The organism is Paenibacillus typhae (genome assembly GCF_900099765.1).
GTDB classification, from domain to species: Bacteria; Bacillota; Bacilli; order Paenibacillales; family Paenibacillaceae; genus Paenibacillus_AQ; species Paenibacillus_AQ typhae.
Genome location: NZ_FNDX01000056.1, coordinates 1 through 15682 on the forward strand (window position 1 = coordinate 1; position 15682 = coordinate 15682).

At 49.3% G+C, this 15682-nt stretch carries 11 protein-coding genes and 1 other annotated feature; all 11 genes read right to left on the reverse strand.

The annotated features are described in order from the left end of the window. Positions 1 to 397: 397 nt before the first annotated feature. The 11 genes from tuf to rplA all read right to left on the reverse strand — a co-directional run bounded on the left by tuf (position 398) and on the right by rplA (position 15644). Positions 398 to 1588, reverse strand: a complete 1191-nt coding sequence (gene tuf, locus BLR64_RS26975) for an elongation factor Tu (RefSeq protein WP_068727680.1) — start codon at positions 1586 to 1588, stop codon at positions 398 to 400. A 105-nt stretch (positions 1589 to 1693) separates the two neighbouring features. After that, on the reverse strand, positions 1694 to 3772 hold the full coding sequence (gene fusA / locus BLR64_RS26980; RefSeq protein WP_090719452.1) for an elongation factor G: 2079 nt from the start codon (positions 3770 to 3772) through the stop codon (positions 1694 to 1696). A gap of 47 nt (positions 3773 to 3819) precedes the next feature. Next, positions 3820 to 4290 (reverse strand): 30S ribosomal protein S7, encoded by a 471-nt coding sequence (gene rpsG / locus BLR64_RS26985; RefSeq protein WP_019908219.1) that lies wholly within the window; start codon positions 4288 to 4290, stop codon positions 3820 to 3822. 46 nt (positions 4291 to 4336) lie between these two features. Then, on the reverse strand, positions 4337 to 4756 hold the full coding sequence (gene rpsL, locus BLR64_RS26990; RefSeq protein ID WP_068727684.1) for a 30S ribosomal protein S12: 420 nt from the start codon (positions 4754 to 4756) through the stop codon (positions 4337 to 4339). Between the two features lie 135 nt (positions 4757 to 4891). Beyond that, the gene (locus tag BLR64_RS26995; RefSeq protein ID WP_090719454.1) at positions 4892 to 5143 is read right to left on the reverse strand and encodes a ribosomal L7Ae/L30e/S12e/Gadd45 family protein; all 252 of its coding nucleotides are present in this window, start codon (positions 5141 to 5143) and stop codon (positions 4892 to 4894) included. 180 nt (positions 5144 to 5323) lie between these two features. Then, entirely contained in the window at positions 5324 to 8935 is a 3612-nt protein-coding gene (gene rpoC, locus BLR64_RS27000; RefSeq protein WP_090719456.1) for a DNA-directed RNA polymerase subunit beta', read from the reverse strand. A 111-nt stretch (positions 8936 to 9046) separates the two neighbouring features. After that, positions 9047 to 12592 (reverse strand): DNA-directed RNA polymerase subunit beta, encoded by a 3546-nt coding sequence (gene rpoB, locus BLR64_RS27005; protein ID WP_090719458.1) that lies wholly within the window; start codon positions 12590 to 12592, stop codon positions 9047 to 9049. A 410-nt stretch (positions 12593 to 13002) separates the two neighbouring features. Continuing rightward, entirely contained in the window at positions 13003 to 13608 is a 606-nt protein-coding gene (locus BLR64_RS27010; protein WP_090719460.1) for a class I SAM-dependent methyltransferase, read from the reverse strand. 128 nt (positions 13609 to 13736) lie between these two features. Further along, positions 13737 to 14099, reverse strand: coding sequence for a 50S ribosomal protein L7/L12 (gene rplL, locus BLR64_RS27015; protein ID WP_068727690.1), 363 nt, complete (start codon positions 14097 to 14099; stop codon positions 13737 to 13739). 64 nt (positions 14100 to 14163) lie between these two features. Continuing rightward, positions 14164 to 14667 (reverse strand): 50S ribosomal protein L10, encoded by a 504-nt coding sequence (gene rplJ / locus BLR64_RS27020; protein WP_042202325.1) that lies wholly within the window; start codon positions 14665 to 14667, stop codon positions 14164 to 14166. Positions 14668 to 14732: 65 nt separating this feature from the next. Beyond that, positions 14733 to 14886, reverse strand: a sequence feature (ribosomal protein L10 leader region). A 65-nt stretch (positions 14887 to 14951) separates the two neighbouring features. Further along, entirely contained in the window at positions 14952 to 15644 is a 693-nt protein-coding gene (gene rplA / locus BLR64_RS27025) for a 50S ribosomal protein L1 (RefSeq protein WP_068727692.1), read from the reverse strand. Positions 15645 to 15682 lie beyond the last annotated feature (38 nt).

A 15682-nucleotide genomic window follows, 5' to 3' on the forward strand; every position in this document is an offset into this window, starting at 1 on the left:
TTTCAATCCATGCCGTTCCCATTACGCCGGAGGATTCTTCACTGCTGTTCCAAGTTCTGCACAGCTTCCTTGGCCTTCGTCTATATGCACGAGACTCGGCACCCTCTTTTTCCCTTTGCAGGGCCTTTTTGACGACGCGGCAGGATTCACTTGATGTTGCGGCCTGGATTGTTGCTCGCCCGCTCTCTGACCGGTACTTTTGTCGATGCGCTTTTACACATAGATTTCGCCATGCGCAAGCATCCTAGCTACAAAGGTGGCTTGGTCCCTCCTTTGGTTGGACTTTCACCAACTAGATAATGCGTGCCTCTGGGCACGCTACATAGAAAAAGCAGGAGCTCTTCCGAAGAAGAGCTCCTGCTCTTATATACGTTCTATCCTAACGGATAGAGCGAAATTATTTCTGGATGGATGCTACGGAACCTGCACCAACTGTACGTCCGCCTTCACGAATGGAGAATTTAGTACCTTCTTCAATCGCGATTGGGGAGATCAGTTGTACGGTTACAGTGATGTTATCACCAGGCATAACCATTTCAGTACCTTCTGGCAGGTTGATGATACCTGTTACGTCAGTTGTACGGAAGTAGAACTGTGGACGGTAACCAGTGAAGAATGGTTTGTGACGTCCGCCTTCTTCTTTAGTCAGAACGTAGATCTGAGCAGTGAACTCAGTGTGCGGGTTAACGGAGTTTGGCTTAGCCAATACTTGACCGCGCTCGATGTTGTTACGGTCTACACCGCGAAGCAGTGCGCCGATGTTGTCGCCCGCTTGAGCGGAATCGAGCAACTTACGGAACATTTCAACGCCGGTAACAACGGATTTTTTCTTCTCTTCGTGGATACCCACGATTTCAACTTCTTCCCCAACTTTAACTGTTCCGCGTTCTACGCGACCAGTTGCCACAGTACCGCGGCCAGTGATGGAGAATACGTCTTCGACTGGCATCAAGAAAGGCTTGTCAGTTTGACGCTCAGGCAGTGGGATGTAAGTGTCGATAGTTTCGAACATTTCAACAATCTTACCAGCCCATTCGCCGTCTGGGTTCTGCAGCGCTTCACGAGCGGAACCACGAACGATTGGAGTGTCATCGCCTGGGAAGTCGTATTCGCTCAGCAGATCGCGAACTTCCATTTCAACCAGTTCAAGCAACTCTTCGTCTTCAACCATATCACATTTGTTCAGGAATACAACGATGTAAGGAACGCCTACCTGACGGGAGAGCAGGATGTGCTCGCGAGTCTGTGGCATTGGGCCGTCAGCTGCGGATACAACCAGGATCGCTCCGTCCATCTGCGCTGCGCCAGTGATCATGTTTTTAACATAGTCGGCGTGTCCAGGGCAGTCTACGTGTGCGTAGTGACGGTTAGGAGTTTCATATTCAACGTGAGCTGTGGAGATAGTGATACCACGTTCGCGCTCTTCTGGAGCTTTATCGATTTGGTCGAATGCTACAGCAGCACCGCCGTATTTTTTGGACAATACAGTTGTGATTGCAGCAGTCAGAGTCGTTTTACCATGGTCGACGTGACCGATAGTACCGATGTTAACGTGCGGTTTGTTACGTTCAAACTTTGCCTTTGCCATTTGAACAGTTCCTCCTTTAATGTGGGGTTCCTTATATTTGAGCCGCCCGTTTACAAGCAAATCTTAGATGACTGGGATAGACCGGACGGCAAGTTAAAAACGTGATTACTCAGCGCCCTTGTTCTTGGATACGATCTCTTCTGCAATAGTCTTAGGCACTTCTTCATAGTGCGAAAGCTCCATCGAGAATACGCCGCGTCCTTGAGTACCGGAACGGAGAGTTGTGGAGTATCCGAACATTTCGGAAAGAGGCACCTTGGCACGGATAATCTGCGCACCACCACGGGAATCCATACCTTCGATTCTGCCGCGACGGGAGTTCAGCATACCCATAACATCGCCCATATATTCCTCAGGAACAGTTACTTCCACTTTCATGATTGGCTCAAGCAGGACAGGCTTACACTTGTCTTTAGCTGCTTTGAGTGCCATCGAGCCGGCGATTTTGAATGCCATTTCGTTGGAGTCAACATCATGGTAAGAACCATCAACGATGGTTGCTTTAACGTCTACAAGCGGGAAGCCTGCAAGAACGCCGTTTTTCATTTGCTCTTCAATACCGGCAAGTGCAGGAGCGATGTATTCTCTTGGTACAGAACCACCGACAACTTTACTTTCGAATTGGCTGCCAGTACCTGGCTCGAGAGGTTCGAATTCAACCCATACGTGACCGTACTGACCGCGACCGCCGGATTGGCGAACGAATTTACCTTCGACGCGTGCTGGAGCCTTGAATGTTTCGCGGTAAGCAACCTGTGGTTTACCCACGTTGGTTTCTACTTTGAATTCACGGCGCATACGGTCGATGATAATGTCAAGGTGAAGCTCACCCATACCAGCCAGGATCGTTTGGCCAGTTTCTTCATCAGTATGCGCACGAAGAGTTGGATCCTCTTCAGTCAGCTTACCGAGAGCAACGCCCATTTTATCTTGGTCGGCTTTGGTTTTTGGTTCAACTGCGATTTCGATAACCGGATCAGGGAAGTTCATTGACTCCAGGATAACCGGGTGCTTCTCGTCGCAAAGGGTATCGCCTGTGCTTGTGTCCTTCAGACCAACGGCTGCCGCGATATCACCAGCGTAAACGATGGAGATTTCTTGACGGCTGTTCGCATGCATCTGCAGGATACGGCCGATACGCTCACGTTTGCCCTTAGTAGCGTTAACTACGTAAGAACCGGATTCCAGGATACCGGAGTATACACGGAAGAACGTGAGTTTACCAACATAAGGGTCAGTCATGATTTTAAATGCCAGTGCAGAGAATGGCTCTTCATCAGAAGAATGACGAACCGCTTCTGTACCGTCTTCCAAGTGACCTTGGATCGCAGGTACATCTACTGGAGCTGGCAGGTAATCAACAACTGCGTCCAGCATCAGCTGAACCCCTTTGTTGCGGTAGGAGGATCCGACAATTACAGGGAAGATCTTAACTTCTACAACGCCTTTGCGCAGAGCAGCTTTGATCTCTTCAACCGTAATCTCTTCGCCTTCAAGGTACTTCATAGTCAGGTCCTCGTCGAGTTCAGCTACCTTCTCGATCAGCTCGAGACGCAGTTCCTCAACTTGTTCCAGGAATGCTTCCGGAATGTCAGTAACTTCGATGTTTTGTCCCAGGTCATCTTTGAACATGTGAGCTTTTTGCTCAACCAGGTCAATGATACCAGTGAAATCAGCTTCTGCGCCGATAGGCAGCTGAATCGCAACTGCATTCGCCTGCAGACGCTCACGCATATCCTTAACAACGTTAAGGAAATCCGCACCAATGATATCCATCTTGTTTACATAAGCGATCCGGGGAACGCCGTAACGGTCAGCCTGTCTCCAAACGGTTTCAGACTGAGGCTCAACGCCCTCTTTCGCACTGAAAACGCCTACTGCCCCATCCAATACACGAAGGGAACGTTCAACTTCAACAGTGAAGTCAACGTGTCCCGGGGTATCGATGATATTGATGCGGTGACCCTTCCACGCAGCGGTTGTAGCAGCGGAAGTAATGGTGATTCCGCGCTCTTGTTCTTGCTCCATCCAGTCCATTGTAGCAGCACCCTCGTGAACTTCACCGATTTTGTGCGTACGGCCTGTGTAGAAAAGAATCCGCTCAGTAGTAGTAGTCTTACCAGCATCAATATGTGCCATGATCCCGATATTACGTGTATTTTTTAAGGAGAACTCTCTTGCCATGAATTGGGTCTCCCTTCAAAATATCGATTATTTGAACAGCCTTAATCCTACCAGCGGTAGTGAGCAAACGCTTTGTTCGCTTCAGCCATTTTGTGTGTGTCTTCGCGTTTCTTAACGGAAGCGCCTGTGTTGTTGGAAGCGTCGATGATCTCAGCCGCCAAACGCTCTTCCATAGTCTTCTCACCGCGGTTGCGTGAGTAGTTTACGAGCCAACGTAATCCCAAAGCAGTACGTCTCTCAGGCTTAACCTCGATAGGTACCTGGTAGTTAGCACCACCGACACGACGAGCTTTTACTTCCAAGACCGGCATGATATTCTTGATGGCAGCTTCGAAAACTTCCATCGGTTCTTTACCTGTACGTTCCTGAATAAGCTTGAACGAGTTGTACAGAATGCTTTGAGCGACACCTCTTTTACCATCCAGCATAATGCGGTTGATCAAACGAGTAACCAACTTGCTATTATACAATGGATCCGGAAGTACGTCTCTCTTAGTAACTGGACCTTTGCGTGGCATGGATATCCCCCTTTCTTAAATGGTTATTACGAAATTTAGTTTAACCTTATTTCTTGACTTTAGGACGTTTCGCACCGTACTTGGAGCGAGCCTGCATCCGGTTGTTCACGCCTGCTGTATCCAGCGCGCCGCGAACGATATGGTAACGTACCCCTGGAAGGTCTTTTACGCGTCCACCGCGGATCAGTACCACGCTGTGCTCTTGCAGGTTGTGTCCGATACCCGGGATGTAAGCAGTAACCTCGACCTTGTTCGTCAAACGCACACGAGCGTATTTACGAAGCGCGGAGTTCGGTTTCTTCGGAGTCATTGTGCCTACACGAGTGCACACACCGCGTTTTTGCGGGGCGCTCAAATTTGTAGCCTCACGCTTCAGGGCATTGAAACCTTTTTGAAGAGCTGGCGATTTGGATTTCTCGATTTTGGCTTGACGGCCTTTACGAACCAGTTGATTAATAGTTGGCATTTGTTGTGCCACCCCCTTCCTGAAATGATAATCGTTTCATGAACTTTAAGTCCACAGACCCAGGTGGTTCATAAAAAGACAAATGAAAAGTTTTTGCCGCCGGAGTGTACCCCCGGTACAAAAACAGATCTAATGCTATTGTTTTAAGACGGCTGCCATAGCAGCACCAACTTCTATACCACAGGCTTTGCCCAAATTCAGCATTGTGTCCACATATGTGATCTTCACACCTTGTTTGTTACAAAGCATAACAATTCTGGAAGTAAGCCGTTGATCTCCGTCCTCTGCCACATAGACTTCTGCGGCCTGGCCCATTTCAACCGCCTTAACGGTTTGCTTGGTACCGATCTTGACCTGAGCATCTTGTAATCCTCTATCATCAGTCATAATAAACATTACCTCCAATGAACAAGAATAACAAGGCCACTCACGCACCTTAGACATATTAGCATTATCAGAAGATGATGTCAAGCAATTGAGAAATAAATATTTATATATTTACAGCAGTCAGCCGCGCCACGGGGTATTGCCCACGCGGCGCGGAATCTGTCTGCCATAATTAATATATTACTCGGCCGTAACCGTTTCTAGAGCCTCTTGCTCGCTCTCTTCATTCGGATCGCTCAGCTTCACATTACGGTACCGGTTCATACCGGTTCCCGCAGGGATCAGCTTACCAATGATAACATTTTCTTTAAGTCCAAGCAGTTTGTCCACTTTACCCTTAATTGCTGCATCTGTAAGGACGCGGGTAGTCTCCTGGAAGGATGCTGCAGACAGGAAGGAATCTGTCTCCAGAGAAGCCTTGGTAATACCGAGCAGTACCGGCTTGGCAACTGCAGGCTCCTTGCCGGAAAGAATAGCTTCCTTGTTGGCTGCTTCAAATTCCTGAATATCCGCAAATGCGCCAGGCAGAAGATTGGTATCTCCGGCATCGATAATACGGATCTTGCGCAGCATCTGCTTGATCATAACTTCGATGTGCTTATCGTTGATTTCTACACCCTGGTTACGGTATACGCGCTGTACTTCCTGCAGAATGTAGTTCTGTACCCCGCGGATACCCTTGATGCGCAGCATTTCCTTAGGATCAATCGAACCGTCTGTCAGCTCATCCCCGGCTTCAATCTCCTGGCCTTCGCTGACACGCAGACGCGAACCGTAAGTGATAGAGTAGGTCTTGGATTCAGCTTCCCCTTGAACCTCGATCTCGCGGCGGTCCTTGGTTTCACGGATTTCCTTGATTACCCCGTCAATCTCACTGATTGTTGCCTGACCTTTAGGGTTACGTGCTTCGAACAACTCCTGGATACGCGGCAAACCTTGCGTGATGTCATCACCGGCAACCCCCCCGGTATGGAACGTACGCATGGTAAGCTGGGTTCCCGGCTCACCGATGGATTGTGCGGCAATAATGCCGACAGCTTCCCCGATTTCCACGAACTTACCTGTTGCCAGGTTACGTCCGTAGCATTTTTTGCAGACCCCGTGACGGGCACGGCAGCTCAGAACAGAGCGGATTTGCAGCTTAGTTACACCAGCATTAACAATCTCTTCAGCCTTGTCGGAGTCAATCAGATCGTTACGGTGAACGATGATTTCCTTCGTTTCCGGATGACGGACTGTTTCGAAGGAGTAACGGCCTTCAATACGGTCATACAGATCCTCGATAACTTCCTTACCATCCTGGATACGGCTTACAGTGAAGCCCTTATCCGTACCGCAATCCTCTTCGCGGACGATCACGTCCTGCGCAACGTCTACGAGACGACGGGTCAGGTAACCGGAATCGGCTGTACGCAGCGCTGTATCGGCCAGACCTTTACGCGCTCCGTGCGTCGAGATGAAGTACTCGAGGACGGTCAGACCTTCACGGAAATTCGCTTTGATCGGCAATTCGAAGATACGTCCGGAAGGTGTCGCCATCAGACCACGCATACCGCCCAGCTGGGTGATCTGCGATTTGTTACCGCGCGCCTTGGAATCTACCATGAGCATGATCGAGTTAAAGCGGTCCATCGACTTCAGCAGGATGTTAGTAAGCTCATCCTTCGTCTTCGACCAGATTTCAATAACGCGGTCATAGCGCTCATCATTGGTGATCAGACCACGGCGGTACTGGTTGGCAACCACGTTGACCTTAGCATCCGATTCTTCCAGAATCTTAGTCTTTTCTTCAGGTACTACTACGTCAGATACGGCAACTGTTACACCGGAACGTGTAGAATATGTGAAGCCAAGCTGTTTGATTTTATCCAGAATTACAGAAGTCTTGGTTGTATGGTAAGTCTCGAAGCAGCGGGCGATAATCAGACCGAGATATTCCTTACCTACAGCACTGGCGTCCGGAGCATTCATAATGCGTTCGCGGATATCGGCACCTTTTTCGTAGATAAAGTATTTCTCAGGAGTACCCTGAAGCAGGTTCGCTTTGGTAGCTTCGTTGATATACGGGAAGCTGCTTGGATAAATTTCGTTAAAGATAATTTTACCGATCGTTGTGATCAGCATTGCACCCTGCTGCTCATCCGTAAAGCTGGTTTTACCCAGGGCTTTAACCGGAATAGCTACACGTGCATGCAGTCCTGCAGTTCCGCGCTGGTAAGCTGATACAGCCTCATTCACATTGCGCAGGATCATACCTGTGCCCTTCTCTTCCTTGTTGTCCATGGTCAGGTAGAATGTACCGAGGACCATATCCTGGGAAGGGGTAACAACCGGCTTACCGTCCTTAGGGTTAAGGATGTTGCCGGATGCAAGCATCAGGAGACGCGCTTCTGCTTGAGCTTCAGCAGACAGTGGAACATGCACCGCCATCTGGTCACCGTCAAAGTCGGCATTGTATGCCGTACATACGAGCGGGTGGAGACGGATTGCATGACCTTCAACCAGAATCGGTTCAAATGCCTGGATACCCAGTCTGTGCAGCGTAGGGGCACGGTTCAGCAGAACTGGGTGCTCTCTGATTACTTCTTCAAGAACATCCCATACTTCAGGGCTAACGCGCTCTACTTTGCGCTTTGCACTCTTGATGTTATGGGCAAGGCCTTTGTTAACCAGTTCTTTCATAACAAACGGCTTGAAGAGTTCCAGAGCCATTTTCTTAGGAAGACCGCATTGGTACATCTTCAGATATGGTCCTACAACGATAACGGAACGTCCGGAATAGTCAACACGTTTACCGAGCAAATTCTGGCGGAAACGTCCCTGTTTACCCTTCAGCATATGGCTGAGGGATTTAAGCGGACGGTTACCAGGACCTGTGACAGGGCGGCCACGGCGGCCGTTGTCGATCAGAGCATCGACAGCTTCCTGAAGCATACGTTTTTCGTTCTGCACGATGATGTCAGGAGCACCCAGATCCAGCAGTCTCTTAAGACGGTTATTACGGTTGATTACACGGCGGTACAGGTCATTAAGGTCAGACGTAGCAAAACGGCCGCCATCCAGCTGAACCATAGGACGAAGCTCCGGCGGGATTACCGGGAGTACATCCATGATCATCCAGTCAGGTTTGTTACCGGAGTTACGGAAGGCTTCAATAACTTCAAGGCGTTTGATCGCCCGGTTACGACGCTGGCCCTGAGCCGTGCGCAGCTCTTCCTTGAGGAATTCCAATTCCTTCTCGATGTCGATATCCTGGAGCAGTTTTTTGACTGCTTCAGCACCCATGCCTGCCTGGAATCCGTAGCCGTATTTTTCACGATAGCTGCGGTATTCTTTTTCGGACAGGAGCTGCTTCTTTTCCAGCGGTGTTTCCCCTGGATCTGTTACAACATAAGATGCGAAATAGATAATCTCTTCAAGTGATCTTGGGGACATATCCAGAGCCAGACCCATACGGCTTGGAATACCTTTGAAATACCAGATATGAGATACCGGAGCTGCCAGCTCGATATGGCCCATACGTTCGCGGCGGACTTTGGCGCGGGTAACTTCAACGCCGCAGCGGTCGCAGACAACGCCCTTATAACGGACGCGTTTGTATTTACCACAGTGACATTCCCAGTCTTTTTGCGGTCCGAAGATACGCTCGCAGAACAAGCCTTCTTTTTCCGGTTTTAGCGTACGGTAGTTAATGGTTTCCGGTTTTTTCACTTCTCCGCGGGACCAAGAACGAATTTTTTCCGGTGAGGCAAGCCCGATTTTCATAAATTCAAAATTGTTAACGTCCAACAAGGAGCAACCCTCCTTAACCTATATCCTGATTTAGTACCGGAGGCCCTCCCTTGACGGTGAAATCAAAAGAGGGCACGGTCCTTTTAGATGAAATTATTATCCTGCTACAGCTTAATCGATGCCGACTTCTGCACCCTCAAGATTGAGGCTCAGCTTGTCGCCTGACGTCTCGTCTTCATCATCCAGTTCCTTCATCTCGATTTCCTGCTCGTCGCCGCTGAGGATTTTGACGTCCATACCAAGCGACTGCAGCTCCTTGATGAGTACCTTGAACGATTCAGGAACACCCGGTTCCGGTACATTCTCGCCTTTGACAATGGATTCGTATGTTTTCACACGGCCGACCACGTCATCGGATTTCACGGTCAAAATTTCTTGCAGTGTATATGCAGCACCGTAGGCTTCAAGCGCCCATACTTCCATTTCCCCGAAGCGCTGTCCGCCGAACTGCGCCTTACCGCCGAGCGGCTGCTGCGTTACGAGGGAGTAAGGACCGGTGGAACGGGCATGAATCTTATCATCAACCATGTGCGCCAGCTTGATCATGTGCATGACACCGACAGTAACTTCGCGCTCGAAGCGCTCGCCTGTACGTCCGTCATAAAGCACTGTCTTACCGTTGCGCTGCATGCCTGCTTCTTCCATAGTGTCGAATACGTCGTTTTCACGGGCTCCGTCGAATACCGGCGTAGCAATGTGAATACCGAGCTGCAACGCAGCCATACCGATATGAACCTCCAGTACCTGACCGATGTTCATACGGGAAGGTACGCCCAGAGGGTTCAGTACTACCTGTACAGGTGTACCGTCCGGAAGGAACGGCATATCCTCTTCAGGCAGGATACGGGCAACGACACCCTTGTTACCGTGACGTCCCGCCATCTTGTCACCTTCAGAAATCTTACGTTTCTGGGCGATGTAGACGCGGACCAGCTGATTCACACCAGGAGGCAGCTCATCGCCGTTCTCGCGGGTGAAGACCTTAACGTCAACGATAATACCGTCACTGCCGTGAGGAACGCGCAGCGAGGTGTCACGCACTTCACGCGCCTTCTCACCGAAGATCGCGTGCAGCAGACGCTCTTCAGCAGTCAGTTCTGTTACGCCCTTAGGTGTAACTTTACCAACAAGAATGTCGCCGGCGTTGATTTCGGCACCGATGCGGATAATTCCGCGCTCATCAAGATTGCGCAGAGCCTCTTCACCCACGTTAGGAATATCGCGGGTAATTTCTTCAGGTCCCAGCTTCGTGTCACGGGCTTCGGATTCGTATTCCTCGATGTGGATCGAAGTGTATACATCTTCCTTAACCAGCTTTTCACTCAGCAGGATCGCATCCTCGTAGTTGTAACCTTCCCAAGTCATGAACGCAACAACGACGTTGCGGCCCAGGGCCAATTCGCCCATTTCAGTGGAAGGACCGTCTGCCAGGATATCACCCTTCTTAACAATGTCCCCTCTTTTGGCAAGAGGACGCTGGTTAATACAGGTACCTTGGTTCGAACGCATAAATTTGTGTAATTTATATTTAACGATATCGCCTTTAACTTCCTTGCCGTCGACAGCCTCTACGCGGCGCAGCCAAATTTCGTTGGCCGAGGAGCGTTCAATGATACCGTCATACTTGGAAACAATACATACGCCCGAATCCTTAGCGGATTTATGCTCCATCCCTGTGCCGACAAGCGGTGCCTTCGGAATCAGAAGCGGAACGGCCTGACGCTGCATGTTCGATCCCATCAGTGCGCGGTTGGAGTCATCGTTCTCAAGGAACGGAATGAGCGCCGTAGCGACCGATACAACCTGTTTTGGCGAAACGTCCATGTAGTCAACGCGATTACTAGGCATTGTAGTAATGTTGTCGGAGTCTTTGTTGTAACGGACGATAACCATATCTTCCTTGAACGTACCGTCTTCCTCGATCTGCACGTTCGCCTGAGCGACTACATAGTTATCCTCTTCATCGGCAGTCAGATAATCAATCTGTTCGGTAACCTTACCTGTCTTAGGATCCACCCAACGGTACGGAGCTTCAATAAAGCCATACTCATTGATGCGGGCAAAGGTCGACAAGGAGTTGATCAGACCGATATTCGGACCTTCCGGTGTTTCGATCGGACACATACGGCCGTAGTGACTGTGATGAACGTCGCGGACTTCAAAGCCTGCGCGTTCACGCGTCAGACCGCCGGGTCCGAGTGCCGACAGACGGCGCTTGTGCGTAAGCTCGGCAAGCGGGTTCGTCTGGTCCATAAACTGGGACAGCTGCGAGCTTCCGAAGAACTCTTTAATGGACGCAATCACGGGACGGATGTTGATCAGAGCCTGCGGTGTAATCGCATTGGCATCCTGAATCGACATTCTCTCACGCACTACGCGCTCCATACGGGAAAGACCGATACGGAACTGATTCTGCAGCAGCTCACCAACGGAACGCAAACGGCGGTTACCCAAGTGGTCGATATCGTCGGTATTGCCGATACCGTGCAGCAGATTAATAAAGTAGCTGATTGAGGAGATAATATCAGCCTGGGTAATATGCTTGACCGACTTGTCGATATTGCCGTTGGCAATCAGCTTGATAACCCGGCCTTCTTCAATCGGCGAGAAGACATCGATTGTCTGCAGCGGAATATCTTCACTGTCCAGAACTCCGCCGGTTACGCGGTAGTTTTTGGCAGCCATGTTCTTTTCAAAATAAGGGATCAGCTCATCAAGCAGACGGCGGTCAACCATTTGACCGGATTCCGCCAGAATCTCACCTGTTGCTTCATCAACGAGCGGCTGGGCCAGACGCTGATTGAACAGACGGTTCTTGATGTGCAGCTTTTTGTTGATTTTGTAGCGGCCGACATTGGCCAGATCATAGCGCTTAGGATCAAAGAAACGTGCGACCAAAAGGCTCTTGGCATTGTCAAGTGTCGGCGGTTCGCCCGGACGCAGACGCTCATAAATTTCGATAAGCGCTTTTTCCGTGGAGTCCGTGTTGTCTTTATCCAGCGTATTGCGAATATATTCATCATTACCAAGCAGTTCCAGAATCTCGGCATCGCTGCCGAAACCAAGAGCACGCAGAAGCACAGTAACCGGAATTTTACGCGTACGGTCGATCCGGACATACATAATGTCCTTGGCATCCGTTTCAAGCTCCAGCCAGGCCCCGCGGTTAGGAATTACTGTGGCGGTGTAGGTTTTTTTGCCGTTCTTATCCACTTTTGTGCTGAAATAGACGCTAGGAGAGCGAACCAACTGGCTGACAATAACCCGTTCCGCACCATTGATAATAAAAGTGCCGGTCTCCGTCATCAGCGGGAAATCTCCCATGAACACTTCCTGCTCTTTGACCTCACCGGTCTCCTTATTAATGAGCCGTACCTTAACCCGCAGAGGAGCCGCATATGTTACGTCCCGCTCTTTAGCGTCGTCAACCGTATATTTCGGTTCACCCAGGCTGTAATCAATGAACTCAAGCACCAAATTACCCGTGAAATCCTGGATCGGCGAGATGTCCTGGAACATTTCCCGCAATCCTTCCTCCAAAAACCAATCGTAAGATTTTTGTTGGATCTCGATCAGGTTCGGGACCTCGAGTACCTCGTTAATTCTCGCATAGCTCCGCCGAGTGCGTCGACCATACTGAACAAGATGTCCTGCCAACTTTACTCACCCCTCATGTCTACTCACTTAAAAATTGATTGCGAACCCTTGTTTGGAACCGTATAATGGAACCATAACACAAGGATTCGACCATAAATAAAGAAAAGCCCTTATCGAAATCTTCGAAAAAAGAGCGCATCTATCCATGGCCAAAATACTCCTTATCCAGTAGATTTGCCTAAAACGTACATATTATACGTCAACAAGCAACAGTTTATGCGCTATTACCTATTATCCCGGCGGACTTCGCCGCGACAGTAACATAGAGAACGGAATTCGCACAAACTTCCCAAACGGCTTGCGCTTGGCGGCGACAATATGACTTGACATTTCAGCAAACTAAAGACATGGAGCCTAGGTTAATACTGACATTTTATAATAATACCACTATCAAAAGCACATGTCAATAATCATTCAGCTATTTTTTGTGCTTTAATAATGCGGTATCCTTTATCCTTTGTTACTTCCTCTACGGCCGGGAACAGACTTTCCAGCTTGGCCACCGCTGAAGGTGCCCCCTGCTTCTTCTGAATGACAATCCACAGCGCTCCGCCCTCGTTCAAATGCTCATATGCCTGTTCAAAGATCTGATGCACCACTGCTTTACCTGCCCGGATCGGGGGGTTGGTGAGGATCACATCGAACTTTTGCCCCTGCACTGCAGACAGCACATCACTTTCTTTCACCGTAATGTTCTTTACACCGTTATTCCCGGCATTCTCTCGGGCAAGCTCTACCGCGCGGCTGTTGATGTCAATCATCGTTACATGGCCTTCCGGAGCAAGCAGTGCCGCACTGATTCCAATGGGTCCGTATCCGCACCCAACATCAAGAACTGCCGCATTACGCGGTATCTCGATTGATTCAATCAGCACCCTGCTTCCGTAATCGATATCCCCCTTGGAAAAAACGCCGGCATCACTTATAAACTTGAGGCTTTTACCTCTCAGTACTGTGTTTAGGGTCCGTCTGTCATGGCGCGCATCCGGCTGCTGGGAGTAATAATGCTGCGACATTCATTGCCCTCCCTTCTTATCAAAGTAACAGCTTCTTTATAAAGCAACCCCCTTGAACAAGTTCAAGGGGGTTGCAAGAACCGGAAGAGAATTACCTCTACCCGGGGTAATGCTTTATGGAAGCGAAATTACTTCACTTCTACAGCTGCGCCTGCTTCTTCCAATTTAGCCTTGGTAGCATCAGCATCTTCTTTGCTTACTTTTTCTTTGATTGGCTTAGGAGCGTTGTCTACCAGGTCTTTAGCTTCTTTCAAGCCCAGACCAGTGATTTCGCGAACGATTTTGATAACGTTGATCTTGGAAGCGCCAGCGCTTGTCAGGATTACGTCAAATTCAGTTTGCTCTTCAACAGCTGCTGCTGCTGCGCCGCCGCCTACTGCAACTGGAGCTGCAGCAGTTACGCCGAATTCTTCTTCGATTGCTTTAACCAGGTCGTTCAGTTCCAGTACGCTCATGCCTTTAATTGCTTCCAAGATTGCTTCTTTACTCATGGTTGAACCTCCATTTTATAATTAAATTTGTTTGTGTTTGTGTTACGAAACCCGAGACAAAGGCTTACGCGCTTTGTTCTTCTTTTTCAGCGACAGCTTTAACTGCAAGCGCGAAGTTGCGCATTGGAGCTTGAAGCACGCTAAGCAGCATGGAGAGCAAACCTTCGCGGGAAGGAAGTTCTGCCAGTGCCTTGATTTGCGCCTCATCTACAACTTTGCCTTCTACTACGCCACCCTTAAGCTTCAGAGCGTCGTTCTTCTTAGCGAAGTCGTTCAAAATTTTGGCAGCAATTACCGCGTCAGTTTCACTGAAGGCGATGGCTGTAGGACCAGTCAGTACTGCATCCAGATCAGTCAGTTCAGCCGCTGCAGTTGCACGACGAAGCAATGTGTTCTTCAGGACCTGGAACTCAACGCCAGCTTCACGAAGCTGCTTACGCAGTTCGGTTACTTGCGAAACGTTCAGACCGCGGTAGTCCGCAACAACAGTAGAGATACTGTTCTGCAGTTTGCCGGTAACAACATCAACCGCATCCTGTTTAGCTTGGATTACTTTTGCATTTGCCAATTGTATACACCTCCTGAAAATTTATGTGACGGCGTTCTCTTCCAAAGAATCTCCGCCGTTCCTACGCAGGCATTAGAAAAGCCTCCGCAGAATCACGAAGGCTTGATAAAAGGAAAGTCTCAAGGCAGATGCCCGGTACTTTATATTTCTATCACAACACCTCGGTAGGAAATTAAGCCTTAAGGCACCTACTGTCTACGGTAAGCATATTCAAGTTTAAGAATGATCACCTTAAGTACAACTGTTATAGATTATCAGAGATAACTCCAGGAGTCAACCCCTAATTATCTGTAAGCAGCTGTGCTCACACGTGCGCTTGGTCCCATTGTGGAAGAAATAGCGATGCCTTTAAGGTATACACCTTTAGCAGCAGCCGGTTTCGCCCGGTTCAAAGCGTCGATAAGAGCTTTAAGATTCTCGTTCAGTTGTTCAGGAGCAAAGGACACTTTGCCGATAGGCGCGTGAATTTGACCTGCTTTATCGAGACGGTATTCGATTTTACCGGCTTTGATTTCTTGCACAGCCTTGGTAACGTCGAAAGTAACAGTGCCGGCTTTAGGGTTAGGCATGAGGCCTTTACCACCGAGCAGACGACCCAGTTTACCGACTTCACTCATCATGTCAGGTGTGGCTACGCAGACATCGAATTCAAACCAGCCCTGTTGGATTTTGTTGATCATATCCTGATCGCCAACATAATCCGCGCCGGCAGCTTCCGCTTCCTTCGCTTTTTCACCTTTTGCAAATACAAGCACGCGTTGTGTTTTACCAGTGCCGTGAGGCAGGACAACAACACCACGAACTGCTTGGTCTTGTTTACGCGGGTCTACACCCAGACGAACTGCTGCTTCAACGGTTTCGTCGAATTTGGCAGTTGCCGCCTTTTTCACAAGCTCTACAGCTTCTGAAGGCTCGTAAGTTGCTTCGCTGTTGATCAGCTTAGCAGATTCCAGGTATTTCTTACCATGTTTAGCCATGAAAATGTTCCTCCTTTGTGGTGTTAGCGGAAATTCCT

Excerpts from the sequence above, each read along its gene's own strand:
- rpsG (WP_019908219.1), bottom strand. The coding sequence starts at position 4,290 with ATGCCACGCAAAGGTCCAGTTACTAAGAGAGACGTACTTCCGGATCCA.
- fusA (WP_090719452.1), bottom strand. The coding sequence starts at position 3,772 with ATGGCAAGAGAGTTCTCCTTAAAAAATACACGTAATATCGGGATCATG.
- BLR64_RS26995 (WP_090719454.1), bottom strand. The coding sequence starts at position 5,143 with ATGACTGATGATAGAGGATTACAAGATGCTCAGGTCAAGATCGGTACC.
- rplL (WP_068727690.1), bottom strand. The coding sequence starts at position 14,099 with ATGAGTAAAGAAGCAATCTTGGAAGCAATTAAAGGCATGAGCGTACTG.
- BLR64_RS27010 (WP_090719460.1), bottom strand. The coding sequence starts at position 13,608 with ATGTCGCAGCATTATTACTCCCAGCAGCCGGATGCGCGCCATGACAGA.
- rpsL (WP_068727684.1), bottom strand. The coding sequence starts at position 4,756 with ATGCCAACTATTAATCAACTGGTTCGTAAAGGCCGTCAAGCCAAAATC.
- tuf (WP_068727680.1), bottom strand. The coding sequence starts at position 1,588 with ATGGCAAAGGCAAAGTTTGAACGTAACAAACCGCACGTTAACATCGGT.
- rplA (WP_068727692.1), bottom strand. The coding sequence starts at position 15,644 with ATGGCTAAACATGGTAAGAAATACCTGGAATCTGCTAAGCTGATCAAC.